17 protein-coding genes are annotated in these 26798 nt (G+C 70.5%); 5 read left to right on the top strand and 12 right to left on the bottom strand.

What is annotated here, in order from left to right; translation table 11 throughout:
- The first annotated feature begins 24 nt into the window (after positions 1-24).
- The gene (locus RBJ65_RS07745; RefSeq protein WP_306316399.1) at positions 25-342 is read left to right on the top strand and encodes a hypothetical protein; all 318 of its coding nucleotides are present in this window, start codon (positions 25-27) and stop codon (positions 340-342) included.
- A 10-nt stretch (positions 343-352) separates the two neighbouring features.
- Here the strand turns inward: RBJ65_RS07745 and RBJ65_RS07740 are convergent, their stop codons facing one another.
- Positions 353-3004 carry a cellulose binding domain-containing protein gene (locus RBJ65_RS07740; RefSeq protein ID WP_306316400.1) on the bottom strand — a complete coding sequence of 884 codons (2652 nt, stop codon included), beginning with the start codon at positions 3002-3004 and terminating at the stop codon, positions 353-355.
- 114 nt (positions 3005-3118) lie between these two features.
- Positions 3119-6019: a glycoside hydrolase family 48 protein gene (locus tag RBJ65_RS07735; protein ID WP_306316401.1), complete on the bottom strand. Its 2901-nt coding sequence runs from the start codon at positions 6017-6019 to the stop codon at positions 3119-3121.
- Positions 6020-6262: 243 nt separating this feature from the next.
- Here RBJ65_RS07735 and RBJ65_RS07730 point away from each other — a divergent pair, with 243 nt between their 5' ends.
- From RBJ65_RS07730 to RBJ65_RS07720, 3 genes are all read left to right on the top strand, one after another.
- The gene (locus RBJ65_RS07730; protein WP_306316402.1) at positions 6263-7744 is read left to right on the top strand and encodes a cellulase family glycosylhydrolase; all 1482 of its coding nucleotides are present in this window, start codon (positions 6263-6265) and stop codon (positions 7742-7744) included.
- 28 nt (positions 7745-7772) lie between these two features.
- A complete protein-coding gene (locus RBJ65_RS07725; protein ID WP_306316403.1) occupies positions 7773-9524 on the top strand; it encodes a glycoside hydrolase family 6 protein in 1752 nt (583 codons plus the stop codon).
- A 118-nt stretch (positions 9525-9642) separates the two neighbouring features.
- The gene (locus RBJ65_RS07720) at positions 9643-10578 is read left to right on the top strand and encodes a trans-aconitate 2-methyltransferase (RefSeq protein ID WP_306316404.1); all 936 of its coding nucleotides are present in this window, start codon (positions 9643-9645) and stop codon (positions 10576-10578) included.
- A 61-nt stretch (positions 10579-10639) separates the two neighbouring features.
- Here the strand turns inward: RBJ65_RS07720 and RBJ65_RS07715 are convergent, their stop codons facing one another.
- The 7 genes from RBJ65_RS07715 to RBJ65_RS07685 all read right to left on the bottom strand — a co-directional run bounded on the left by RBJ65_RS07715 (position 10640) and on the right by RBJ65_RS07685 (position 21267).
- Complete coding sequence (locus RBJ65_RS07715) at positions 10640-11431, bottom strand: aldo/keto reductase (protein ID WP_306316708.1); 792 nt, start codon at positions 11429-11431, stop codon at positions 10640-10642.
- Positions 11432-11593: 162 nt separating this feature from the next.
- Positions 11594-12328: an ABC transporter ATP-binding protein gene (locus RBJ65_RS07710; protein WP_306316405.1), complete on the bottom strand. Its 735-nt coding sequence runs from the start codon at positions 12326-12328 to the stop codon at positions 11594-11596.
- Positions 12325-14994: an ATP-binding cassette domain-containing protein gene (locus RBJ65_RS07705; RefSeq protein WP_306316406.1), complete on the bottom strand. Its 2670-nt coding sequence runs from the start codon at positions 14992-14994 to the stop codon at positions 12325-12327. The genes RBJ65_RS07710 and RBJ65_RS07705 overlap by 4 nt, the downstream gene beginning before the upstream one ends.
- A 22-nt stretch (positions 14995-15016) precedes the next feature.
- Positions 15017-16279, bottom strand: a complete 1263-nt coding sequence (locus RBJ65_RS07700) for an ABC transporter substrate-binding protein (RefSeq protein WP_306316407.1) — start codon at positions 16277-16279, stop codon at positions 15017-15019.
- Between the two features lie 132 nt (positions 16280-16411).
- Positions 16412-18178, bottom strand: coding sequence for a DUF2207 domain-containing protein (locus tag RBJ65_RS07695; RefSeq protein ID WP_306316408.1), 1767 nt, complete (start codon positions 18176-18178; stop codon positions 16412-16414).
- Positions 18179-18268: 90 nt separating this feature from the next.
- Positions 18269-20098, bottom strand: coding sequence for a long-chain fatty acid--CoA ligase (locus RBJ65_RS07690; RefSeq protein ID WP_306316409.1), 1830 nt, complete (start codon positions 20096-20098; stop codon positions 18269-18271).
- A gap of 305 nt (positions 20099-20403) precedes the next feature.
- A complete protein-coding gene (locus RBJ65_RS07685) occupies positions 20404-21267 on the bottom strand; it encodes a LysR substrate-binding domain-containing protein (protein WP_306316410.1) in 864 nt (287 codons plus the stop codon).
- A gap of 125 nt (positions 21268-21392) precedes the next feature.
- On the opposite strand from RBJ65_RS07685, the gene RBJ65_RS07680 reads away from it, so the two are divergent.
- Positions 21393-22451 carry a bile acid:sodium symporter family protein gene (locus RBJ65_RS07680; RefSeq protein WP_306316411.1) on the top strand — a complete coding sequence of 353 codons (1059 nt, stop codon included), beginning with the start codon at positions 21393-21395 and terminating at the stop codon, positions 22449-22451.
- Here RBJ65_RS07680 and RBJ65_RS07675 read toward each other — a convergent pair.
- The 3 genes from RBJ65_RS07675 to RBJ65_RS07665 form a co-directional block, all read right to left on the bottom strand.
- Complete coding sequence (locus tag RBJ65_RS07675) at positions 22381-23610, bottom strand: DUF4185 domain-containing protein (RefSeq protein WP_306316412.1); 1230 nt, start codon at positions 23608-23610, stop codon at positions 22381-22383. The two genes, RBJ65_RS07680 and RBJ65_RS07675, sit on opposite strands and share 71 nt — an antisense overlap.
- Positions 23611-23676: 66 nt before the next feature.
- Positions 23677-25206, bottom strand: a complete 1530-nt coding sequence (locus RBJ65_RS07670) for an APC family permease (RefSeq protein WP_306316413.1) — start codon at positions 25204-25206, stop codon at positions 23677-23679.
- Positions 25207-25292: 86 nt separating this feature from the next.
- On the bottom strand, positions 25293-26783 hold the full coding sequence (locus RBJ65_RS07665; protein ID WP_306316414.1) for an aminotransferase class I/II-fold pyridoxal phosphate-dependent enzyme: 1491 nt from the start codon (positions 26781-26783) through the stop codon (positions 25293-25295).
- Between the last annotated feature and the right edge of the window lie 15 nt (positions 26784-26798).

Genomic DNA, 26798 nt, shown 5'->3' with positions numbered 1-26798 from the left:
CGCCGGCCACGGGGCGTTCGCGCCGTGGCCGGTAGGCGCCAATTCGAGTGGACGGTCTCGGTGGCGGAGCGGCAGCGGCGGCACAAGTGGGCCACCGCCTCGGACAGGCCCGCGATGACGGAGCGGCCCGAGGGGAACGCCCGGGTCGGCCCCGAGCAGTGGGAGGACGCGACCGCCAGGATCGCGGCGATGTGGGAGCACGCCGGCTTCCGTCGGCACCCCGGCACCGACATCCACCTGCTCGACCCGGCGGGCCCCGAACAGCCCGGGATCCTGGCGGCGTTGCGCGAGGAACTGGCGGAACTCATCGCCGCCTACAAGTCCGCTCAGCGCCCGTCCTGACCGAGAGCGGTCAGTTCAACGCGCAGCTCTGGTCACCCAGCTTGAACGCCGTCGGTTTCGCATTCGTGGTTCCCTCCCGCGAACCCGTGAAGCCGAACGACACCGAACCGCCGGATGCCACCTTCCCGTTCCAGTCGACGTTCTTCGCCGTCACCGACGTGCCCGACTGGGACACCTGCGCGTTCCACGCCTGGGACACCTTCTGGCCGTCCCCGAAGGACCAGCCCAGCGACCAGCCGGTCCACGCCGACGTACCCGTGTTCTTCAGTGTCACGTCCGCCTGGAAGCCGTCCGGCCACTCGTTGGTGACTTTGTACGTGACGGCGCAGCCACCCACCGGCTCAGGGTCCGGTCCCGGGTCCGTGCCGCCGCCCGCCGTGTCGCCGTAGATGACACCACGCCCGTTCGTCGACACGTACACCCGCCCGTACACCCTCGGGTCACCCGTGATCGCCGCGCCCGTCCAACCCCACTGGTGGGCATCGTCGTTGACGCGGGTCCACGACACACCCGCGTCCGTCGAGCGGAAGATGCCTCGCACACCGCCGATCTTCGCGCTCGTGAAGAGGGTCTGGTACGTGGCGTCGGGCGCCGCCTTGCCGAAGCCGATGGTGTCCGCCTGGTCCACCCCCGGCACCTTCGTGAACGTGGCGCCGCCGTCCTTCGAGTGCCACAGGCCGTACGCGCCCTGCGTCGAGCCACCCGCGAGCCAGATGTCACCCTTGGCGCCGGGCACCGCCTTGAAGCGGACGGGGCCGTCCGTCGGGAGGCCGGTGGACGCCTTCGCCGTGAAGGTGGCGCCGCCGTCCGAACTGACGTAGAAAGTCCCGGACTTGAAGGCGTAGAACACCGACGGGTCCTTGCGGTCGGACTCCACGACCGCGCCCGCCGGGACACCCTTCGACGCCGTCCAGGCCCCGCCCGTCCCGGTCTGCACGTCCGCGCCGCCCTCCGGGCTCCACACCACCCGGCCGCCGTCCGCCGACACCGCCACCGTGCCACCGCCCGTGACACCGGACGGATCGGCGCCCGCCGCATGCCAGTTGGCGCCGTTGTCGTTGGAGAGGGCGACGTGGGCGCCCGAGTCGATGTTGCCGGAGCGAACCACCACGTCCGGCTTGGACTCGGCGAAGTCGAGGCTGGTGGAGGTCGTGAAGTTGGGGGAGGTGAACATCATCGACGGGACCTTGGTGAGGTCCGTGTGGCGGAAGCCGCCGACATCGCCGAGCGCGCTCAGCAGCGGGGCGCCGGTCGGAGGGGAGGCGAGGTCGTTGACGGCCGTCTCCTCAAGTCCCTTCACCATGGGGGTGATCGTGAACTTCTCGCCCGTGTCCCACTTGCCCAGGTCCTCCGTTCCGTAGATCGTCGCGCCCGTCCCGTACATCATCCGGTTCGAGTCGAACGGGTCGATCTCCAGCGCCTCCGTCATCCAGCCCAGCTTTGGCGCCTGCTCGGGAGGTGTCGGGTTTCCGCCCCAGGTCAGCCAGGGCGACGACGAGACATCCATGGTGTAGCGGTTCTCGCGGTTCGGGTACGAGGAGTAGTCCCACGCCTTCGTCCACGTGCCGCCGCTGTCCTTCGAGCGGAAGATCAGTGTGTCGGGCCACCAGGAGCTGTAGCCGGACACCATGACCGTGCCGGGGTGCTGGCGGTCGAGGGTGAGTCCGCTGTAGCCGAAGTAGGTGTCCGCGTCGGTCGCCGGGCTGATGTTCTTCCACTCGCCCGTCTTCGTCGCGTACCGCCATACCTGGCCCTTGCCGCCGTCGTACGGGCCGCCGGTGTCGCTGTACGCCACGTACAGATAGCCGTTCTCCGCGTCCAGGACACCCTTGTGCGGGACGAAGCCGGTGGGCTGGCCGCCCGCGACCCGCTCCCATGTCGCGCCCGCGTCCGTCGAGCGGTAGATGGAGTTCTCCTTGTCGGCCACCCCGACGTAGATGCTCTTCGTACGGTCGGTGCCGGTGGCCGTCGACTCGTCGAACGTCACCCACACCACGCCCGCCTTGTCGGAGGAGTAGCCGGAGGTGTCGGACGGGTCGGGCACGTAGGTGCCGGCGTTCGGGAAGGAGGTCACCTCGGACCATGTCGCGCCCGAGTCGGTCGAGCGCCACAGGCCCTTGCCGCTGGGGGCGCCGAAGTAGAGGACCTTGTTGTCGTGCGGATCGATGGCGAGGCGCTCGCCCATGCCGCGGCCCGGCATGTTGCCGCCGAGCTTGAAGGGCAGGTCGGTCTTCTTCCACGTCGCGCCCCGGTCCGACGAGCGCAGGACGGCGCCCTTTCCGGGGTCCCAGTCGTTCGTGTACGTGCCGACGGCCGCGTACACCCTGTCCGGGTCGACGGAGTCCGTGGCGAGCGAGGCGACGCCCGTGTGCCCCCAGTCGTCCCAGCCGACCGAGTCGAGGAGCGGCGTCCAGGACTTGGTGCCCTGCTCCCAGCGGTAGGCGCCGCCGATGTCGGTGCGCGCGTACGCGAGGTTCTTCTCCGAGCGGTTGAAGACGATGCCGGGGACGAACCCGCCGCCGTCGATCCGGGCGTTCTTCCAGGTGTACGTGTCGGCGGTCACGGCCGGCGCGGCGTGCGCGTTGGCGGGCGTCAACAGGCCCGCGGCCAGGGCGAGTACGGCCGCCGCGAGCAGCCGCGTACGTGGTCTTCGTAAGCGCATGTGTCGTTCCCAGGGGTCGGGGGTGGGGTGTGGACAGGGGTACGGGCCGGGCGGCCCTCGGAGAGGAGAGGCCCACCCGGCCCGGTGTCACGCGGAGCCGCTGTCAGCGGGGCGTTATTCGAGCAGCTCCGCGTACGAACCCATGGCGAGCGCGATGTCCGCCTGGGCCCAGAACCGGTGGTACGTGAAGGTGGGCGCCGCGCCGCCCGCCAAATAGGCCTCGATCTTCGACCAGTTGGGGTCGTTCTTGTAGAAGGAGCGGAGCGAGGTGAAGGTGGACGAGGAGTCGATCTTGTCGCCGTTCGGCATGGTGCCGGTCCAGCCGCTCGGCACGTACACCGAGTCCTTGAAGCGGCTGTAGTCGGCGCGGGTCTCGGGCACCGCGATGCCCAGCGCGTCCTGGTTGTTCTTCCACATGCCGTCGAGGAGCGCCTTCGCCGTCGACTTGGCCTGCGCGTCGCCGGACTTGTCGGCGTAGTACGTCAGGGTCTTGGCGTACGCCGCTGCCACACCCACGTCGTTCGTGTAGTCGGCGACCGTGACGTGAAGTCCCGTGTTGGCGCCGGGACTTGAGGCGTTCCAGGTGTCCGGCTTGCCCGACCACTGGAGGGTGGAGGGGATCCGGAACGTGCCGTCGGGGTTGACGGTCGTCTTGGACAGGGCCCAGTCGACCCACTTGTCCAGGACCGCCTTGGCGTCGGCGTCACCCGTCTGCTGGTAGTACTCGGCGACGCGCTCCATCGACCACGCCTGGAAGCCGAACCACTGGTTGGACGGCGGGTCGTGGTAGACCGGCTTCTCGTCGTACGCCATGCCGTAGAAGGTGGGTGTGCCGGACGGTGGGGTGCCGTAGCTGCCGCCCCAGCTGTTCGTCGCGCCGCCCGCGATGGCGCCTTCGTCGGACTGCAGCCAGCGGTAGAACTCCAGCTGCCGGTCCAGCGACTTGGCCCAATCCGCTTGTCCTGTAGCCGACTTGGGCTTCAGGTCGGCGTACGAGGAGAGCGCGTACGCGGCGAGCGGGTTCTGGTAGCCGCCGTGCGTGTGGCTCGAACCGATGCGCCAGGCCCAGCCCGCCGAGGTGTCGGCGGCGCCGCCCCACGCGTAGTACCAGGACATCAGGTAGTGCGAGGAGTCCTTGCCGGAACCGGCGGGGCAGCTCGTCGAGGTGCAGTTGCCGATTTTCTTGAAGTACTTGTCGTACATCGAGTACCGCAGATAGTCGCCCATCTTCGCGGCCTTGCCGACCGTCGCCGACACCTGCGAGCCCTTGCCCTGTTCCTTGGCCCACACGTCCGCCCAGTACGCGGCCTGCACGGCCCGCGCGTCGGCGTCCGGCGCGTTGGTGAACTTCCACTGCTTGGCGTAGGACGAGTCACCCGTGAACAGGTCCAAGTACCCGTTCTTTCCGCCGTACTTGAAGGCGTCGCAGGTCGGCTGCGGCACCGTCTCCCACACCGACTCCTGCGCGCCGCGCTGGAACGTGTTGATGTAGGACGGGCCCGTCGCCGTCGGGCCGGCCTCGCACTTGCCCGGCTCGTTGCCGTAGCCGTAGACGTTGTCGACGTCCTGGAGCCAGTGCATGCCGTAGATGTCGTCCGTGCCGTACGCGGACTTCAGCTCGCCCGCGATCGGGTCGGAGCCGACGGAGACCGTCGAGTCGAGCTTGGCCGGGTACTGGGACGGCAGGTCGTGCTCGGGGGCGTACGTGGCCGGCTTCGACGCGTTGTACGCGGAGTTCGTGGGCTGGTCCGCGTGCGTCGGGATCATGTACTTCTCCATGATCTCCCACGCGCCGTTGAACTTGGACCAGTCGCCGCTCACCTTCCCGTACATGGCCTGAAGCCACAGCAGGTACGAGTACGCCTCCGACGTCGTCTCGTGGCCGTGGTCGGGGGCCTCGACGATCAGTGTCTCGACCGAGTGGTACGGGATGCCCTCCGGCGAGAAGTAGCCGTTCGCCGGGTTGGTGATCTTGCCGTAGAGGTCGAGGAAGCGGGCGTCGTACTCCTTGGACGCGGCCAGCTGTGTGACCGTGACCTCGGCCTTGGTGTGTCCGGCCGCGGAGGCCGTGAACGTGGCGGCGCCGGTGCCGGAGGAGTCGGCGGCCACCGTCACCTTCTGCGCCGTGTTCCAGTTCGACGGGGTGAAGGTCAGGCTCGCGCCGGACGAGATCGACAGGCCCGTGTTTCCGCTCGTGCGGGCCACGGAGACGGTGACGTTCGCGCTCGGCTGCGTCGACAGCTTCACGTCGAACGTGCCCGACTTGCCCTGCTGGACGCCGAGTTGGCTCGGGCTCGCGACGACGGCGGCGCCCGCCGCGACCGTGATGCCGACCGGCGTCGACTCGCCGGTGGCGCCCTTGCTGTCGGTCGCCTTCGCGTACAACGAGTGGGCGCCCGCCTTGAGGGAGTCCGTGCTCAGGGAGTACGGCGCCGTCGTGTCCGTGCCGAGCAGCGTCGTGTCGTCGTAGAACTCGACCTTGTCGACGCTCGCGCCGTCGGCCGCGGCTGCGGTCGCCGCCAGCGGGACCGCGTCGCCCGCCGAGTAGACCGCGCCCGCCTTCGGGCTGGTGAGCACCGTGATCGGGGGCTGATGCGCGCCCACGCACGAAGTGCCGTTGATCGCGAAATTGGTGGGCGCCGAATTCGAGCCACTGTAAGAGAATTGCGCGCCGGTGGACGTCGCGGCGCCGGCCGCGATCTTTCCGTTGTAACCGGCGTCCTTCACGGTGATGTTCTTTCCGGACTGCGACCAGACGCCGTTCCAGCCGTTGGACAGTTTCTGGTCACCGGCGTACGCGTAGGTCAGGGTCCAGCCGTCGATCGCCGCGGAGCCGCGGTTGGTGATCGTCAGGTCGGCCGTGAAGCCGGAGCCCCAGTCGTTCGTCTTGTAGTCGACAGTGCACTCAACTCCGGCCGCCTGAGCGGTCGTTGGGAGTGCGGCGAGGGTGGCGAGCGGTAGTGCCAGGGCGGCCGCAACAGCGGTCCACAACCGCCGGGCCGGTCTCTTGGGCATGGGGGGTTCCTCCTTGTGGCACGGACAACCTGTGAACCAGTGGGAGCGCTCCCAAGATGAGGCTGGGGGGAAAGGGGGTCAAGAGGCTTGAAGAGTCGAATTATTTCGACAGTAGAAATTCGGAACGCCTCTGTTGCTTGACGGCCGTTCCTTCTCTACAGTCCACCAGCAACCAGTGGGAGCGATTCCATCAGTCGACGCGCCGGCCCCGGCCGTGCGTGCCCGAGCTGCAAGGACTCGCTCATGCGACACCCCCCGCACAGTGCGTTACTCGTGGCGTGCGCCGTCTCGGCGGCCACGCTGATCCCCCTGACCGCCGCCGCGCCCGCGGCCGCCGCCACGCCCGCCTGCACGGTCGAGTACTCCGTGACCGGGCAGTGGAGCGGCGGCTTCCAGGGCGCCGTCAAGGTCACCAACAACGGCGCGGCGAAGGACAGTTGGAGCCTGTCCTTCGACTTCGCCGACGGCCAGAAGGTCACCCAGGGCTGGAGCGCCAAGTGGTCCCAGTCCGGAAAGACCGTGACCGCGAACAATGAGGCCTGGAACGGTGCGCTCGGCGCGGGCGCGTCCGTGTCCGCAGGGTTCATCGGCTCCTGGTCGGGCGCCAACACCGTGCCCACGGCGTTCAAGCTGAACGGCGTCACCTGCAACGAGGACACGGACCCGACCGACCCCACCGACCCGACCGATCCCACCGATCCGCCCGACACCGGCGCCCCCGCCCTGAAGGTGTCCGGAAACAAGCTCGTCGACTCCGCCGGCGCCACCCGGCGCATCCTCGGCGTGAACCGCTCCGGCGCCGAGTTCATGTGCGTACAGGGCTATGGAATCTTCGACGGCCCCGTCGACGACGCGGCGATCAAGGCGATCGCCGACTGGAAGTCCAACGCCGTCCGCATCCCGCTCAACGAGGAGTGCTGGCTCGGCCTCGACAACATCAAACCCGAGTACGGAGGCGCCAACTACCAGTCCGCCATCAAGCAGTTGGTCGACCGCGTCAAGGCACACGGCATGACGCCGATCCTGGAGATGCACTGGTCGTACGGCCAGTACACCGGGAACTCGGCGGGCTGCTCCGACGTGCACGCCAGCTGCCAGAAGCCGATGCCGGACGCCAAGTACGCGCCCAGCTTCTGGTCGTCGGTCGCCAGCACCTTCAAGAGTCAACCGGAGGTCGTCCTCGACCTGTTCAACGAGCCGTACCCGGACCGCGCCACCTCCACCCTGTCCGAGGCCTGGGCCTGCTGGAAGGACGGCGGTACGTGCCCCGGTATCGGCTACGAGGTCGCCGGCATGCAGGACCTCGTGGACGCCGTACGCGCGGCGGGTGCCCAGAACCTGATCCTGGCGGGCGGCCTCGCGTACTCCAACGACCTGCGGCAGTGGCTCGCCCACAAGCCGTCGGACCCGGCGGGCAATGTCGCCGCGGCCTGGCACGTCTACAACTTCAACACCTGTTCCAGCGAGGCCTGCTGGGACGAGCAGCTCGCGCCGGTGGCCCAGCAGGTGCCGCTGGTGGCGGGGGAGATCGGGGAGAACACCTGCTCCCACGCGTTCATCGACCGGGTCATGAAGTGGTTCGACGACCGCAAGCTCTCCTACCTCGGCTGGACCTGGAACACCTGGGACTGCTCCTCCGGTCCCTCCCTGATCAGCAACTACGACGGCACGCCGACCAACTTCGGGGTCGGGCTCCGTGACCACCTGAAATCACTCAACAGTTGAACAACGGTTGAAAGGGACACCGCACACCATGAGCAATACCAGTAGCCGCATCAGATCGAGATCCAGAGCCGGCACCGCCGCGCTCGCCGCCCTCGCCCTCACCGGGGCCGGCTGTCTGGCCGGCGCCGCCGTCGCCCTGCCCGCCGCTGCCGCCGCCCCCGCGTGCAGCGTCGACTACAAGGTGCAGAACGACTGGGGCAGCGGCTTCACCACCAACGTCACCGTCACCAACAACGGCGCTGCCGTGAACAGTTGGGACGTCACCTGGTCCTACGCGGGCAACCAGAAGGTCAGTTCCGGCTGGAACGCCACGATCACCCAGTCCGGGGCCGCCGTCACCGCCAAGAGCCTCTCGTACAACGGCAGCCTCGGCACCGGCGCCTCCACCTCCTTCGGCTTCAACGCCACGTACAGCGGCAGCAACGCCGCGCCCACCACGTTCAAGCTGAACGGCGTCACCTGCAACGAGGGCTCCACGGACCCGACCGACCCGCCCACGGACCCGACCGACCCGCCGACCGACCCCGGCACCCGCGTCGACAACCCGTACGCCGGCGCCAAGGTGTACGTGAACCCGGAGTGGTCCGCGAAGGCCAAGGCGGAGACCGGCGGCAGCCGGATCGCCAACCAGCCCACCGGTGTGTGGCTCGACCGGATCGCGGCCATCGAGGGTGTCGGCGACGGCATGGGCCTGCGCGACCACCTCGACGCGGCGCTCGCCCAGAAGGGCAGCGGCGAAGAGGTCGTCCAGCTCGTCATCTACGACCTGCCGGGCCGTGACTGCGCCGCCCTCGCCTCCAACGGCGAGCTCGGCCCGACGGAGATCGACAAGTACAAGACGCAGTTCATCGACCCGATCGCGAAGATCCTCGCCGACCCCAAGTACGCGGGCCTGCGCATCGCCACCACGATCGAGATCGACTCGCTGCCCAACCTCGTCACCAACGTCTCCGGACGCCCGACCGCCACGCCCAACTGCGACACCATGAAGGCGAACGGCAACTACCAGAAGGGCGTCGGCTACGCCCTCGACAAGCTCGGTGACATCGCCAACGTCTACAACTACATCGACGCCGGCCACCACGGCTGGCTCGGCTGGGACGACAACTTCGGCGCCTCCGCCGAACTCTTCAAGTCCACCGCGTCCAGCAACGGCGCCAAGCTCTCCGACGTCACCGGCTTCATCGTGAACACCGCCAACTACAGCGCCCTGAAGGAGGACAACTTCAAGATCGAGGACTCGGTCAACGGGACCTCCGTGCGCCAGTCCAAGTGGGTCGACTGGAACCGCTACACCGACGAGCTGTCGTACGCGCAGGCCATGCGGACCAAGCTGGTCTCGCTCGGCTTCGACCAGAACCTCGGCATGCTGATCGACACCTCCCGCAACGGCTGGGGCGGCGCGGCGCGGCCGACCGGTCCCGGCGCCAAGACCACGGTCGACACGTACGTGGACGGCGGCCGCTACGACCGCCGCATCCACCTCGGCAACTGGTGCAACCAGTCCGGGGCGGGCCTCGGTGAGCGGCCGCAGGCCAACCCGGCGACCGGGATCGACGCCTACGTGTGGATGAAGCCGCCGGGCGAGTCGGACGGGTCGAGCACCGCCATCGACAACGACGAGGGCAAGGGCTTCGACCGCATGTGCGACCCGACGTACACCGGCAACCCGCGGAACAACAACAACATGTCCGGGGCGCTGCCGAACGCCCCGCTGTCCGGGAAGTGGTTCTCCGCCCAGTTCCAGGAGCTCATGAAGAACGCCTACCCGGCGCTGTAGCCCTGCCGCCCCGGTCGGAATTTGCCGACCCGGCAAGGTAGCTTGCCCGCCCGTATGTCGTCCGCGCACTCTGAGGGTCGACGGACGACATACGGGCACGAAGGGCGGCGACACCGACATGGCGCACGGTCACCACCAGCACGGACAACAGCACGGTCAGCAGGGGCAGCACGGCGGCGGGCACGGTCAGCACGGTGGGCACGACCACACCGACATCGACTGGGCCGACATGATCCCCATGCTCGAACGCAACGCCTCCGTGTACGAGCCCCTCTACACCCAGGCCCTCGCCTGGCTCCGCGACACCCGCCCCGCCGCCGGCACCGGCCTGATCGTCGACGCGGGCGCGGGACCCGGCGCCGTGTCCCTGCACCTCGCCGAGGCCTTCCCCGAGGCACGTGTCGTCGCGGCCGACCCGGAGGAGAAGCTCCTCGCGCGCGCCACGGAGCGGTTCGCGGAGCACGGACTCGCCGAGCGCACCGGCACGCTGCGCGTCGAACTCCCCGACGCCATCGACGAGTTGCCGCACGCCGACCTCATCTGGGCGGCCCGCTCCCTGCACCATGTGGGCGACCAGCGCGCCGCGGTCGCCGCGCTCGCGGGGCGGCTCGCGCCCGGCGGCACCCTCGCGCTCGTCGAGGGCGGCCTTCCGCAGCGCTGCCTGCCGCGCGACTTCGGCCTCGGCAAGCCAGGACTCCAGGCGCGGGCGGACGCCATCGAGGAGGAGTGGTTCGGCGACATGCGCGCGAACCTGCCGGGTGCCAAGCAGGACACCGAGAACTGGGCGGAGCTCCTGACGGACGCCGGCCTGTCGGGTGCCACCAGCCGCAGCTTCCTGCTCGACCTGCCCGCCCCGCTCACCGGCGAGGCCCGCGAGACGGTCGTCGACCTGTGGAAGCGCCGCCTGGAGGTCTTCGCCGAGGCCCTGTCGCCGGAGGACATGGCGACGATCGGGCGCCTGATGGACCCCGACGACCCGCAGAGCCTGTACCGCCGCGACGACGTGTTCCTGCTGACCGCGCACACCGTGCACCTGGCGGTCAAGGAGGCCTGAGCCCGTCCGGGCACGCGAAAAGGGGGCCCCGACCGGGGCCCCCTTCACGTATGCGTACGCGTTACGCCACGTCGAACGTCGCCGGGTCCGGGCCCAGGCGCCGGTCCTCGTTGAGCGCGGAGATCGCGCCGAGGTCCTCGGTGTCGAGCTCGAAGCCGAACACGTCGATGTTCTCCTTGATCCGCGACGGCGTCACGGACTTCGGGATCACCACATTGCCCAGCTGGACGTGCCAGCGCAGCACGACCTGCGCCGGGGTGCGGCCGTGCTTCTGCGCGATCGCGACGATGGCCGGGACCTCCAGGAGGCCCTTGCCCTGGCCGAGCGGCGACCAGGCCTCGGTCGCGATGCCCAGCTCCGCGTGCTTCTCGCGGGAGGCGCGCTGCTGGAGGTGCGGGTGCAGCTCGATCTGGTTGACGGCCGGGATCACGGAGGTCTCGGCGGTCAGCCGGTCGAGGTGCTCGGGCAGGAAGTTCGAGACGCCGATGGACTTGGCGCGCCCGTCCGCCTGGATCTTCTCGAAGGCCTTGTACGTGTCCACGGCCAGGCCCTTGGACGGCAGCGGCCAGTGGATCAGGTACAGGTCGACGTGGTCGAGACCCAGCTTCTCCAGCGAGGCGTCGAAGGCGCGCAGCGTGGAGTCGTAGCCCTGGTCGGCGTTCCACAGCTTCGTCGTGACGAACAGCTCGTCGCGGGGCACACCGGACGCGGCGATGGCCTTGCCGGTGCCCTCCTCGTTGCCGTAGATCGCGGCGGTGTCGATGCTGCGGTACCCGGCCTGAAGCGCCGTCGCGACGGCCGTCTCCGCCTCGTCGTCCGGCACCTGCCACACGCCGAAGCCGAGCTGGGGCATCTCGACGCCGTTGTTCAGGATGATCGGGGGAACCTTGCTCACGAGGTGTCGATCCTTTTTCGTCCGGTGATTGGGTGGCACTGCACATTCGGTATGCCGTTGCTCCCATGGTCAACGATCACGGGCGTACGTGCATTCCTGTGGGTGACACCAGCATGACAGTCAGGTATGTGAACTTTGCGCCGGGGTGTGTGACCCCAGGTACGCCTCGCGTACCCGCGCATCCGCCCGGATCACCTCAGGAGTCCCCTCGGCGAGCACCGAGCCCAGATCCAGCACCACGACCCGCGAGCACAGCTCCATCACGAAGGCCACGTTGTGCTCGACGAGCAGCACCGCGCAGCCGTCGTCGGCGAGCCGCCGCACCGTCGCCGCCAGCAGTTCGCGCTCGTCGGCCGTCATGCCGGACGCGGGCTCGTCGAGCAGCAGCACGCGCGGCCGGTCGGCTGCGGCCCGCGCCAGCTCCAGCATCCGGGCCCGGCCGACCGGCAGCGTCCCCGCGTACGTGTCGGAGAGCGCGTCGAGACCGCAGTCGGCGAGGAGCTTCGCCGACCGGTCCTGGTCGGCCCCGCCGCGCCGCCACTCCTGCGCGACCAGCAGGTTGTCGGCGACGGTGAGCTGCCCGAACAGCTGCTGCCGCTGGAACGTGCGACGCATCCTGTGCCGCGCCCGCCACACCGGGGAGCGCCGGGTGATGTCCGCGCCGTCGAGCAGCACCCGGCCCGCGTCCGGCCTGCGGATGCCGGAGACGACGTCGAAGAACGTCGTCTTGCCCGCGCCGTTCGGCCCGATGAGCCCGCACACCTCGCCGGCCGCGAGCCGCAGCCCGACCCCGTCGAGGGCCCGGATGCCGCCGAAGCGCACGCCGATGTCCTCGGCCTCCAGTACGTGCCTCATGAGTGCTCGGCCTCCTTGGTCGCCGCGATGCCGAGGTACGCCTCCGTGAGCCGTTCGGCCTCCACCTTCTCGCGCGGCCCGCACCACGTGACACGGCCTTGTGCGAGGTACGCCACGGTGTCCGCGACGCCGAGGATCTCCGACGCCTTCTCCTCGACGAGCAGCAACCCCGTTCCGGCGTCGCGGAGTTCGGCGAGCAGCCGGTACACCTCGTCGGCGACGCGTGGCGCGAGGCCGAGCGAGGGCTCGTCGGCGATGAGGACGCGGGGCGGGCGGTGCAGCAGCGCGGCGAGCGCGAGGAGCTGCTGCTCGCCGCCGGAGAGCGAGCCCGCGGTGACGTCGCGCCGGTCGGCGAGCCCGGAGAACCGCTCGTACACCGCCAACCGGTCGGCCTGATCCGGGAGTTGGAGGGAGAGGTTCTCCTCGACGGTGAGGGAAGGGAAGATGCCGCGCCCCTCCGGCGCGAGCACCACCCCGGCCCGCGCCCGGCGCACCGCGCCCTTGCCGGTGGCCGCCTCCCCGGCGACGTACACCTGGCCCTGCTGAGGTGTCATGAGGCCCGCCGCGACCTTGCACGTGGTGGACTTCCCGGCGCCGTTGGGGCCGAGGAGTGCCACGATCTCGCCGGGGTGGACGGTGAGGTCGACGCCCGTCAGGACGCGCGCGCCGTCGTATCCGGCCTGGACGCCCGCGAGTTGGAGCACGGCGTCCGGCTCGGGAGGTGTCACCGGTGGTGTGTCGTCGACGGTGTCCGCCTTCGCGGTCCTGCGTTGGTGGCGGCGGGCGGGGATCGCCGCGCAGTAGCCGTCCGGGTCGTTGGCGAGCGCGAGTCCCGCGAGGCCGAAGAGGATCACCGGGAGCTGGACCGACTCGGTCAGGTAGTCGCTGATGAGATGCGGTACGACGGCGAAGCTGAGCCCCGCGATCACCGCGAACTGCGGCCGCCGCACACCCGCCGCGACCACGACGGCGAGCCAGATCAGGCCCGTCATCGCCGTGAAGTCGGTCGCGGTGATGCGGGTGTTGTACGAGGCGTACATCACGCCGCCGAATCCGGCGAGGCCCGCCGAGACCGTGAACAGCAGCAGCTTCGTGCGGATGACGGAGACCCCGGACGCCATCGCGGCGGCGGGTGCGGAGCGCACGGCGAGCATGGCCCGGCCCGCCCGCGAGTTCCGCAGCGCGCTCAGGCCCGCGACGGCCGCCGTGCACAGCACGACCATGGCGACGCCCATCGCCCGGTCGTCGCCGAGGTCGATGGGCCCGGCCACGGCCCGCGGGATCTCCCACCCGGTGTCGCCGTTCCGCAACCAGCCCAACTGGAACAGGACTTGGTCCGCGAGGAAGGCGAGCGCGAGCGTGGCGAGGGCAAGCGAGCGGCCGCCGAGCCGCAGCGCGGGCAGCGCCACGAGCGCGCCCAGCACCGCCGCCGCACACGTCCCCGCGAGCGCCGCCCAGATGAACGGCACCCCGTGGCTCATCAAGAGACCCGCGACGAGCGCCGCACCCGTCACGAACGCGGCCTGCGCAAGCGACACCATCGCGCCGAGCCCGGTGACGACGGTGAACGACAGGAACACCAGCGAGATCGCGAGCCCCTGGGCGAGGATCCCGCTCCAGAACGGCGTGGTGACCGTGTAGAACGCGACCGCCATCAGCACCGCCGCTATTGCCCACGGCCCCCATCTGCGGGCCCACGAACGGCCCGCCAGATAGTCCACGGGCGGCGCGTCGCTCGCCACGGTGCCCGCCGTGCGCTGCCGCCGCGTGAGCAGCAGCAGACCGGCGAACAGGATCAGGAACGGCACGGCGGTACGGAAGCCGGTGATCTTCTCCGCGAACGTGGCGTACCCCGCGACCAGGTTCTGCAGCACCCCGAGCCCGAGCCCGCCCGCGAACGCCAGCGGAATCGACATGAACCGGCCGAGCACGGCCGCCGTCGCCGACACGAACAGGAACAGCGTGAAGTCGTGCGAGGAGAGCCCGAGGAGGGGAGTGGCGAGCACCCCGGCGAGGCCCGCGAGCACGGACGACAGCATCCACGCCACCGACGAAAGCCGGTCGGCGCTGATGCCGCGCAGCTCGACGAGCGAACGGTTGTCGACGGCCGCCCGGAGTTTGAGCCCAAGTGCCGTGTGCCGCAGCACGATCCACAGCGCGAGCGCGACGACGGCGGTCGTCACCCACGTGATGAGCTGATCGGAGTCGATGCCGACGCCGTCCATCAACTGCCAGTTCTTCGCCGGACTCGGCCCGACGCCCGGCAGCCCGAACTGGTTCTCCGCGGGCTTCACCGGCGCGCCCGCGTCTTCCAGTAGCTCGACGATCCACAGGCCGAGCGCGGGCAGCGCCACGAGCAGCCCGATCGTCGCCACGATCTGCGCGGTCTCGCCGACCTTCGCCAGTTTCCTGAACATCATCCGGTCAAGTCCCCACCCCAGCAGGGGAGCTACGACGAGGACGAGCAGCAGCGCCGTCGGCACGGCGGGCCAGCCGAAGCCGGAGTGCAGCTCGTAGAAGGCGAGCGCGCACAGGTAAGCGGTCGCGCCGTGCGCGAAGTTGAAGAGCCCGGAGGCCGAGTAGGAGAGCACGAGCCCCGTGGCGAGCAGCGCGTACAGCGCCCCCGACACGAGCCCGCTCAGTACGAAAGCGAGAAGATCCGACACGTCAACACCCCTTCCCTTGCGGCTACTTGAAGGGGATCGGCGGATAGCACTTGAACGGCGACGACACCCGGTACGCCCCGTCCTTCAGCTGCGCGAGCGCCCCGCAGCCGAACGACTCGGTGCGCCCGCGCGGCAGCGCCCGGTCGCCGACGAGGGTCCCGGTGTCGTGGAACCCGCTCGCCGCCTTCTGGAACGACTCGACGTCAAGGTCCTTGCCCGCCTTCTTCGCGATGGACAGGAACAGGTCGGCGCTCATGTAGCCCGTCATCATGTGCATATTGAGCGGGAGTTCCTTGCCGCCGGACGCCTTCTTGATGTCGGCCTTGAACTGCTTCATGCCGGGCGTCTTCGCCTCGAACGGCTCGAAGGACAGCAGCACGTGCACCCCGTCGAGCGCCTGCTTCGTCGCCTTCTTGGCGAGCAGCCCGGGATCGTAGTCCGTCGGGTCGGTGATGATCCCCTTGTAGCCGGTGCGCTTGACCGCCGTGAACAGGCCGATGTTGTACGGCGTCTGCATCACGGAGACGACCACGTCCGGCGCCTTGCCGCCGTCGCTGCGCAGCAGCTCCTTGGTGTAGGCCGACCAGTCGCTCGGCACCGCGGTCGCCGGGACGGTCGCCTTCGCGTAACTGACTTTGTACCCGGCCGACTTGAAGGACTGCTTGTACGTGCGGATGGCGAAGGTGCCCGCGTCGTTGTCGTTGGCGAGGATCGCGACGGACTTGCCCTTCGCCCCGCCCGTGACGTCCTTGAGCCCTTCCGGCCAGGTCTGCGAGATGGTGCCGCCCGGCATCGGCACCATGCAGCCGCCGAAGCCGTAGATGTACGTCGGCCCGCAGAACGACGGCAGCGTGCCCCAGCCGAACGTCGGCACCTTCTGCTTCTGCAGGAAGTCGGCGCCGGAGAACGTCACCGAACTCATCGGCGAGATCGCGAACACCTTGTCCTGCTGGACGAGTTTGCGGGCCGCCGCGAGGTTCTTCGCCGGGTCCTGGCCGTCGTCCTCCGCGCCCAGGTAGTCGATCGTGCGGCCGTTGATCCCGCCCTCGGCATTGGCCCGGTCGAAGCGGGCCTTCGCGCCGAGGTCGGTGTCCTTCTTGCTGTAGCCGCTCGACGTCGTCATGGAGACGATGCCGCCCACCTTGACGCTGTCCTCGGTCACGCCGCGGACCGAACCTCCTCCCGCGCCCGCGGAGTTGGTTCCGCTGTTGGCGGTGGAGTTGCAGGCGGTGGCGAGCAGGAGTGCCGCCACGGTGGCGGTGATGACGCGGATCGGTCGCGACACGGTCGGTCCCCCTCCGTCGGAGTGAGGGTGATTCTGTGTGCGAGCTGATGAACCGTCAATAACTGACGCATCGCCAATTGATGACGCGTCAGTTACCCACGGTTTACCTCGGAGAGCGTCCGGCCGCCGCCGTCACCAGCCGCCGCCACCCCCGCCGCCGCTGCCGCCACCGACTCCACCGCCGCCTCCGCCACCGCTGGAGGAGCCGCCGCCCCCGCCTCCAGAGGACGAGGGCGCGGTCGCCGTGCTGCTCGCCACCGAGGTCAGGGTCGGCGAGTACACGAGGACGCGGTCGTTGCCGGACGGCGACGCCTGGTGCGGCACGGCGGCGGTGGTGCCCGCGGCGGCCGTCCACGACTCGGCCTCACCGAGCGCCACTGCCCAGCCCGCGAGCGCCTCCGCCTCGGCGGGGTGCCGGTCCGCCGGGGGAGCGGCGAGATAGCGGCGGAACGCCTCCGTCCGGCACCACATCTGCGTGCCCAGCTCCGTGTGGCGGCGCAGCTCCCAGGCGCGCAGGAGCAGCGTGGCCCCGGCGCCCACGAGCGCGGCGCCGAGCACGAGCGGCACCGCCCAGGCGTCGCTCGGATCGGTCTGCTGCCACGCGGCGGGGAACACCAGGCGCAGGCCCACGGCCGCCGCGAGACCGCCGACGATCACCGCCGCCAGCCACCGGCCCTGCCCGCCGGGCTCCCAGAGCCCCTTGCCGCCCGAGCGGTGCCACTCGTGCAGATCGCTGCCCAACTGCCGCCAGCCGAGGGCGAAGTTCTCGTGGTACGTGCCGAGCCGGACGTTGCGGCCGTGGGCGAAGATCTTGTCCAGGGCCCGCGCGGTCATCGGGTCGGCGGGCGCGTCCGGCACCTTCACGGGGCGGGACAGCTGCGGGGTCTTGGGCTGCCCGCGCAGGATGAGATGCCCGTGCGCCGCCGCGTCCAGCAGGGCCGCCGTGCGGTGGTGCCTGCGGGCCCGGCCCGCGAGCAGCACGCCCGCCTGCGCCGGGCTCAGCTCCTCCGGCGGGGTCGGCGAGGGCGTGAACTCGTCGGCGAGGCGCTGCCGGTCACGGCGGCGCACCCCCTGCGGCGTTCGGACCCGCGCGCGGCCCGCCCGGCGGATCACCAGCGTGGCGAGCAGCGCGGCGGCGAGTGCGGCGCCGGTGGCCGCCGCCCACATCACGAGCGGCGAGGTTCCCTCCGGCGCCGACATGAACGCCTTCGGCGGCTGCGGCAGGGCGGCCGGGACGGGGTTCGCGAGGGGCGCGCCCTGATCCGAGTACACGGTCATGCCCTGCCCCGCCGCGAGCCCGTCCGCCGACACGTCGATGCGGCCCGCGGCGGGGGAACCGGCCTTGCCGCACGGGTCCTTGGAGCCCTGGTCGCCGGACACGCAGCGCAGGTGCGGGAGTTCGCGGGGCGCGGTGATGTGCGCCTCGGCGTGCGCGACCGGCACGTCCCAGCCGGTGCCGACGGCGTTCCAGTCGAGCCCGTCGCCGGTCACGACGCCCGGCAGGGTGTACGCGATCCGGTAGCGGTGGCGGCCGGTGACCGTGTGGTCGGGGTCGCCGATGGTGTAGTCGACCGAGTCGGCGGACCGCTCGACGTCGACCGGGACCGGGTGGCCGTCCATGGCGACCCGCAAGGCGGTGGCGGTGCCGGACGGGGTGCCGGGGATGCGGCGGTAGATGCCGTGCCGGTCCGACCCGTCCGCGAAGTCGTAGTCGATCGTCTCCGTCACGCGCAGCCCGCCGTCCGCCCGGACCACGGCGTTCGCCCACAGGGAGTCGACGCGCTCGGCCGGCCTGCCGACCGCGGCCGTCACCAGGGCCGCCAGGCCGGTCAGGACGACCGCGCAGAGCAGCAGGACCGAGTCAAGCCTCCTGCGCCGCCGGATCGTGCCGCCACTCACTGAAACGCCTCTTTCCCACGTCGCCGGTCGCGAGCCGGACGGTTCGCGACGCGCCACACTAACCGCAGGCCAGAAGCGGCGAATCAGCGGTCACAGCGTCCCGTACAGCGCGTCGACCTCCGCCGCGTACGCCTGCTCGATCGCCTTGCGCTTCAGCTTCAGGGACGGCGTGAGCAGGCCGTGCTCCTCGGTGAACTGGTGGGCGAGGATGCGGAACGTACGGATCGACTCGGCCTGCGAGACCAGGGTGTTGGCGGCGACGACCGCGCGCCGCACCTCCGTCTCCAGGTCCGGGTCGCGCACCAGGTCCGCGGGCGACATCGTCTGCTTGCCGCGCATGCCGAGCCAGTGCTCGACGGACTCGGTGTCGAGGGTGACGAGCGCCGCGATGTACGGGCGGTCGTTGCCGACGACGAGGCACTGGGCGATCAGCGGGTGGTCGCGCACCCGCTCCTCCAACTGCTGCGGCGACACGCTCTTGCCGCCGGAGGTCACCAGGATCTCCTTCTTGCGGCCCGTGATGGTCAGATAGCCGTCCTCGTCGAGGGCGCCCAGGTCACCCGTCGCGAGCCAACCGTCGTACAGGGAGGAGTCGGTGGCCTTCGGGTCGTTGAGGTAGCCCTGGAAGATGTTGCCGCCGTAGACCCACACCTCGCCGTCGTCCGCGATGTGCACGCTGGAACCGGGGATCGCCTGTCCCACGGTGCCGAAGCGGGTCTGCTCCGGCGGGTTCGCGGTCGCGGCGGCCGTCGACTCGGTGAGGCCGTAGCCCTCGAAGATCCGGACGCCGGCGCCGTCGAAGAACAGACCGAGCCGCCGGTCCATGCCGGAGCCGCCGGAGAACGCGTGCCGCACCCGGCCGCCCATCGCAGCGCGCACCTTGGAGTACACGAGCTTGTCGAAGACCGAGTGCTGCATACGGAGGGAGGCCGAGGGCCCGGGGCCGGTGCCGAACGCCTTCGCCTCCTGCGCGTCCGCGTACTTCACGGCGCACTCGATGGCCTTCTCGAAGGGCCCCGACTTGCCCTCGCTCTCGGCCTTCCTGCGGGCCGCGCTGAACACCTTCTCGAAGATGTACGGCACGGCGAGGATGAACGTCGGCTTGAACGACTGAAGGTCGGGCAGCAGCGCGGACGCCCGCAGCTCCGGCTGGTGGGCCAGCTTCACGCCGCCGCGCACCGCCGCGACCTCCACCATCCGCCCGAAGACATGGGCGAGCGGCAGGAAGAGCAGCGTCGACGGGGTGCGCTCCCGTTTCGAGGAGAACACCGGCTCCCAGTACCCGACCACGGTGTCGGCCTCGTACATGAAGTTCCCGTGCGTGATCACACAGCCCTTGGGGCGGCCCGTGGTGCCGGACGTGTAGATGATCGTGGCGGGGGAGTCCGGGGTGATCGCGCGGCGGTGCCGGTGCACCGTCTCGTCGTCGAGGTGGGTGCCGGACGCCGTGATCTCGTCGACGGCGCCGCCGTCGAGCTGCCACAGGCGGTGCAGATGCGGCAGCCGGCCGATGACCGTGGCGACCGTCATCGCGTGGTCCTCGTGCTCCACGATCGCCGCCGACACCTCGGAGTCGTACAGCATCCAGAAGACCTGCTCGGCCGAGGACGTCGGGTAGACCGGGACGACCTGCGCGCCGATGGTCCACAGCGCGAAGTCGAACAGCGTCCACTCGTAACGCGTCCGCGACATGATGGCGACCCGGTCGCCGAACCGGATGCCCTGCGCGAGCAGCCCCTTGGCCAGGGCCATTATCTCGTCGCAGAACTGGGCCGACGTGACGTCGTGCCACTTTCCGTGCTGGTCCTTGCGGGCCAGGGCGATATGACCCGGGGTGTCCAGGGCATGGTCGAACACGGCGTCGGCGAGGCCGCCGACGAGCGGCGCCGACGCCACAGGGGGGTTGGTGAACTCACGCAAAGTTGCTCCTTGTGGCGCTCCGCACAGCGTCGGTGACGGTACCGGACCGCAAGCGCCCGCGGGAGTGCCTTAAGTGCGCAGAAGGAGCGCGGAATTTGCACAGGTCAGAGGTTTATAACGGACCACAACGGATGGAGCGGGGCAGACTACTTACGGAAGAGTAAGTTTCGGGACCGTAATCTCCCGGCCTCCTTCACGGTTCTCCATCGGATCCATGCAAAGAGGTCACCGCGATCCGTCTGCGGAGTTTTTAGACGGAGTAGTCGGTTCCGGGGACGGTACCACCACCGCTGTCAGCGCTGCCGCTAGCGGGCGGCGCGGTGCAGCCGGTCCCCGCCCGCCAGGATCGCCTGCGCGAGCGCCCGCGCCGGCTCGCTCTCGTCCCGCGCCGCGCTGCGCACCACGAAGTCCACCTCGCCCAGCTCCGGAAGCCCCGCCCGCTCCGGGACGCGTACGAGCCCCGGCGGGATGAGCCCGCGCGAGTGCGCCATCACGCCGAGCCCCGCCCGCGCCGCCGCCACGAGCCCGTTCAGCGAACCGCTCGTGCACGCGATCCGCCACGCCCGCCCGTGCCGCTCAAGCGCCTCAAGGGCCAGGGCGCGCGAGATCCCCGGCGGCGGATAGACGATCAGCGGCACGGGCCGCTCCTGGTCGATGCGCAGCCGCTCCGAGCCGATCCACACCAGCCGGTCGTGCCACACCGACTCCCCCCGCGGATCCTCCGGCCGCCGCTTCGCGAGCACGAGATCGAGCTTCCCGGCATCCAACTGCTCGTGCAGCGTCCCCGACAGCTCGACCGTCAACTCCAGGTCCACCTCCGGGTGTTCGGCCCGGAACGACTCCAGGATCTCCGGCAGCCGTGTCACCACGAAGTCCTCCGACGCCCCGAACCTCAGCCGCCCCCGCAGCCGCGTCCCTGTGAAGAACGACGCCGCCTGCTCGTGCACCTCCAGAATCCGCCGCGCGAACCCGAGCATCGCCTCCCCGTCCTCCGTCAGTTCCACGGAGTGCGTGTCCCGCGTGAACAGGGTGCGCCCCGTCGCGTCCTCCAGGCGCCGCACATGCTGGCTCACGGTGGACTGCCGCAGGCCGAGCCGCCGCGCGGCCTGCGTGAAGCTCAGCGTCTGCGCGACGGCGAGAAAGGTCCTGAGCTGCCCGGGTTCGTACATGCCAGGCACGCTACCCCCGCTCATCACGCACCGCGATCACAGTCAGAACGGTATGCAGGATTCCCGATCACGACCTTGAGGAGGACGATGGAGAGGGCACGACACGTACCGAGAGCAAGGAACCAATGAAACGCCTGACCTGGCCGAGCTGGATGCCGATCGACCCGTACATCCTGGCGTTGATCGCGACAGTGGGCCTCGCCGCACTGCTCCCGGCCCGAGGGGCCGCCGCCGACGTCGCATCGGGGGCCTCGACCGCCGCCGTCGCCTTCCTCTTCTTCCTCTACGGGGCACGCCTCTCGACCCGTGAGGCGATGGACGGACTGCGCCACTGGCGGCTCCACGTCACGGTCCTCGCCTGCACGTTCGTCGTGTTCCCGCTGCTCGGCCTCGCGGCCCGCGGCCTGGTCCCCGTACTGCTGCCGCAGAACCTCTTCGAGGGCCTGCTCTTCCTCACGCTCGTACCGTCGACGATCCAGTCGTCGATCGCCTTCACCTCCATCGCGCGCGGCAACGTCCCGGCGGCGATCTGCGCGGGCTCCTTCTCCTCGCTCGCCGGCATCGTGCTGACTCCGCTGCTCGCGGCGGCGCTGCTCGGCAACAGCGGCGGCGGCTTCTCCGCCGACTCCCTCGTCAAGATCGTGCTGCAGCTGCTCGTGCCGTTCCTCGCGGGCCAGTTGCTGCGCCGCTGGGTCGGCGGCTTCATCGCCCGCCACAAGAAGATCCTCGGCTACGTCGACCGCGGCTCGATCCTGCTCGTCGTCTACACCGCGTTCAGCGAGGGCATGGTGCAGGGCATCTGGCACCAGGTCAGCGCGGTCCGGCTCGCGGGACTCCTGGTGGTGGAGGCGGTACTGCTCGCGATCATGCTCCTGGTGACCTGGTACGGCGCCAAGGCGCTCGGCTTCGACCGCGCCGACCGGATCGCCATCCAGTTCGCGGGCTCGAAGAAGTCCCTGGCCTCCGGACTGCCCATGGCGAGCGTCCTGTTCGGCGCGCACGCCTCGCTCGCCGTGCTGCCGCTGATGCTCTTCCACCAGATGCAGTTGATGGTGTGCGCGGTCATCGCCAAGCGCCGCTCCAAGGACCCGCGGGAGCCGGAAGAGGCCACCGTCACCGCGTCGGCGGCGGGCCCAGGCGAAGTGACACGAACCGCGGTCGGTACAGGGACACGTTCCTCCTGAGCTGCGCCTCCGCGGCGGCGGGCGCGGTGTCCAGCCAGTTGACGTCGTAGCTCACGACGAGCCGCCCGTCGCCGCTCAACTCCGGGTGCGCCTGCGGGTTGTACGCCGCCGTGCGCGAGGGCGTCGCCCCGTCGTGGGGGAGGGGCGGCGTGAAGGCGTGCGCGGGCCCGTGCCAGGGCCCGGTCGGCGAACAGGCCCAGTAGGAGGTGACCTTCTTCAGCCCCTCCGCCCCCGCCGCCGTCGTGAGCAGAACGTACGTTCCCGCGTCCCGCACCACCGTGAACGCGGTGCCCACGCCCCTCCGCTCCCCGTCCCCGAGGGCCGGTGCGGCGTCGGCGGCCCGCGCGCCCCACCCCTCCCCGTCCCAGTACCGCCACGCCTTCACGTCCCCGAACCGGCCGGCCGGCACCCGCGCCACGTACGCCCGATGCACCGCCTTCTCCCCGTCGTCCGCGCCGAACACATACGTCCAGCCGCCCGCGTCGACGGCCGACGTCCCGTACAGGACGCGCCGCGCCGGATCCCGCACCTGCCGCTGGTCGAGGACCTGCGTGATGCCCCGGAGCCGCAGATCGGGCAGCGACAGCGTGGCCACCTCGGTCGCGTTCGGCACCCCGTAGACGTACGGCCCCGTGCCCTTCGCACGCGTCCACAGCAACACCCGTACGACCTGCTCGCCGCCGCTCTCCTCGACCCGCGCCTCGACCGGCCAACGCCACTCGCCCGCGCCCGTGTCCGGAAACAGGGGAGTGGGCAGCGTGCGCTCCAGCCGCCCCGAACGATCCGTCACCACACCGGAGTTCCGCACGAACGGCGCGTCCGCGGTCCGCCACGCGTGCGACTGCCCGGCAGGGTTGGGCGGCCGGTTCACCGCACCCAAGTACGTATCGGAGAACAGCCACAGCAACCGCCCGTCCGGCAACCGCACCGAATGCGTACCGTCGCCGCCGGTCCAGTCGTCGAGCCGCGTGGCGTCGTCGCCGTAGCGGGCGAACTCGCCGGTGAGCGCGTCATCCGCCGCCCACGAGACCACCCCCCGCCCCGCACAACGCGCGCCGCCCTCCCGCTCGGGGAGGGCGACGATCACGACGAGTACGAGCAGGAGCGCACCCAACAGCGCGCCCACCGCCGCCCTGGACCCCCGCTTACGCTCCCGCACGCGACGCGACGTTAACGGTCGGACGACGTCTGGTCCACGCTGTGCAGGTGTGTCACACGGTCCCGATCAAGCCCCGCCTTTCGTACGAGAGCCGGCGGGGTCCGGGGCAGCGCCCCGAGGCGTGGGCAACGACGAGGCAACCGGCTCACGGCCCAGCCGCGAATGATGCCGCCCATACCCGAGATACAACACCGCGGCCCCCACCAACCACACCGCGAACAACACATACGTCGACACATGCAACCCGTACAACAGATACGCGATCGCCGCCAGACTCAACACCGGCGTCACCGGATACCCCGGCACCCGAAACCCCCGCGGCAGCGCCGGCTGCGTACGCCGCAACACCATCACCCCCACCGACACCACGGCGAACGCCACAAGCGTGCCCATGCTCGTGAGATCCGCCAGCACGTCGAGCGGCACGAACGCGGCGAGCGCGGTAATGCCCACACACACCACGACCGTGTTCCGCACCGGCGTCCGCGTCCGCGCCGACACCTTCGCGAACAACGGCGGCAGCAACCCGTCCCGCCCCATCGAGTACAGGATGCGGGTCTGCCCGTAGATCGACACGAGCGTGACGCTGAAGATGGACACGACCGCACCGCCCGCGAACACGAGCGCCGGCCAGTGCGCCCCCGTGACCTGCTCAAGGATCTGCGCGAGCCCGGCCTCCTGCCCGCTGAACGACCCCCACGACTGCGCCCCGAGCGCCGCGAACGCGACCGCCAGATACAGCGCCGTCACCACGCCGAGCGAGAGCAGCAGCGCCAGCGGCACCGTGCGCCGCGGATTGCGCACCTCCTCGCCCGCCGTCGAGATCGCGTCGAGTCCGATGAACGAGAAGAAGATCCCGGACGCCGCCGTGCCGACCCCGGCCACCCCCAGCGGCAGGAACGGATGCAGCCGGTCCGCCTCGAACCCGGTCAACGCCACCGCCACGAACAGCAGCAGCACGAGCACCTTCACGGCCACCATCACCGCGTTCACGACCGCCGACTCACGCGCCCCGCGCACAAGGAGCAGACAACAGAGCCCGACCAGGACCACGGCCGGCAGATTGATCAGGCCGCCGCTGTCCGGCGCCGCCGACAGGGCGTGCGGCAGCCGGAACCCGAACAGCAGGTCCGTGAAGAGGTTCAGGTACTCGCCCCAGCTGACGGCCGTCGCCGAGGCGGCCACCCCGTACTCCAGGAGCAGACACGCCCCGACGGCGAAGGCGATGCCCTCGCCGAGCGTCGCGTACGCGTAGGAGTACGAGGATCCCGAGACCGGGATCGCGGACGCCAACTCGCAGTAGCACAGCGCCGTCAGGCCCGCCGCGATCGCGACGACCACGAAGGACAGCAGCACGCCGGGCCCCGCCTGCGGCACCGAGGTGGTGAGCACGAAGAAGATGCCGGTGCCGATGGTGCAACTGATGCCGAGCGCGGCCAACTGCCACAGCCCGATGGAGCGGTTGAGCCGGGCGCCGCCTTCGGCGCTCCCTCCGCCTTCACCGCTTTCGTCACCCTCACCGCTTTCGGCGAGCAGGGTCGCGACCGGCTTCTTGCGCAGGGCGACGGAGAGCGGGGCTGGTCGATCTGGGGCCACGGGCACATCCTTGGGCTCGGTGGTGAGGAAATCGGTGGTGAGGAAATCGGTGGTGAGGAAACAGGAACAGAACGAGGGAAGTCCGGTCAGTCGGTGACGCGCAGCGCGCTCACGCCCGGATCCGGCGCCCCGCGCACATGGCCGCCGGGGGCCCGCGCCGTCTCTTGGAAGAAGGCGACGTGTTCGGCGGTGATGACTTCGCCGGGCAGCACGTTCGGAATGCCCGGCGGGTACGCGGCGAGGGTGTCCGCCGAGACACGTCCGACGGCCTCGGCCGCGGGCACGAGCCGGCTCGGCCCGAGGAACGCCTCGCGCACGGTGGTACGGACGGCCCCGGGGGCGGGCAGCCGCAAGGCGCTCAACTCCCTTGCGGGGCCGCAGAGTTGCGGAAGCGCGTGCAACGCGTCCACGAACCGCTCCGCGTCCGGCGCGCTGCCCGCGCCGACGACCGCGACGATCGCCGACGCCGTGGCCACCTCCACGTGCACGCGGTGCTCGCGCAGCAGCCGAAGCCGCGCCTCGTGCCCGGGAACGCCCCCGGCCCGCGTCCCGATCGCGATGCGCAGCGGGTCCACACCCACCACATCGGGGAACGCGCCCGCGAACTCGTCGCTGACGACGGGGAACCGCCCCTCCGCCCGGATCCGGTCGCGGATCTTGTCCGCGCACTCCACGGACTCCAGCACCCGCCCCGGATCGGCCGCGAGCGACTGCCGCGCCACATCGAGCGAGGCCAGCAGCAGTGCGGACGCACTCGTCGACTGCGTCAGATGGAACACCCGCTGCACCAACGGCTCCAGCCTCGCCCGGAACGGCCCGTCGCCCAGGTGCAGCATCGCCGCCTGCGTGAGACTCCCCGCCAGCTTGTGCGTACTGGACACCACCAGGTCGGCGCCGAGCGACAGGGCGTTCGCCGGTACGGACGGGTGGAAGCCGAAGTGGCTGCCCCACGCCTCGTCCACGATCAGCGGCACCCCGGCGGCGTGCGCCACGTCGGCGAGCGCCCGGACGTCGGCGACCGCGCCGAAGTAGCTGGGTGTCACGACGTACGCCGCCGCGGCGTCCGGCGCGTCGGCGAGCGCCCGCTCCAGGTCGGCGGCCGTGACACCGTGCGCGATGCCCAGGCCGTGGTCGACCGACGGCTGCACGAAGTGGGCCCGCATCCCCGACAGGACGAGGGAGTCGACGACGCTGGAGTGCACGCTGCGCTGCACCACCAGCGTCTCGCCGAGGGAGCGCGCGACGAGGCCCGCGATCCGGTTGCCCTGCGAGGCGCCGTTGGTGAGGAACCAGGTGCGCGCGGCGCCCCACGCGTCGGCGGCGAGGTCCAGCGCCTCGTCCATGGGCGTCGGCGCCGGGCCCAGGTCGAGCCCTTCGAGCAGCGGCGGAAAGTCCATCCGCAGCACATCCGCGCCGAAGGTGTCGGCCAGCCGCGGGAAGCGGTCGGGCTGTGCGCAATGGCCCGGCACGTTCAGGCGCAGCCAGTCGTCGGCCGCGCTCTCGCGTACGGCGGCGGCGTAGGGCGCCCGGTCGTGGTCGCCGGGGGCGGGAGTGGTGTGGGGCAGTTCTCGTGTCACGCCGCTGACCCTGAC

It is taken from the genome of Streptomyces sp. KL109B (assembly GCF_030766935.1).
Classification (GTDB): Bacteria; Actinomycetota; Actinomycetes; order Streptomycetales; family Streptomycetaceae; genus Streptomyces.
This window is presented reverse-complemented; position numbering and strand designations above follow the sequence as displayed.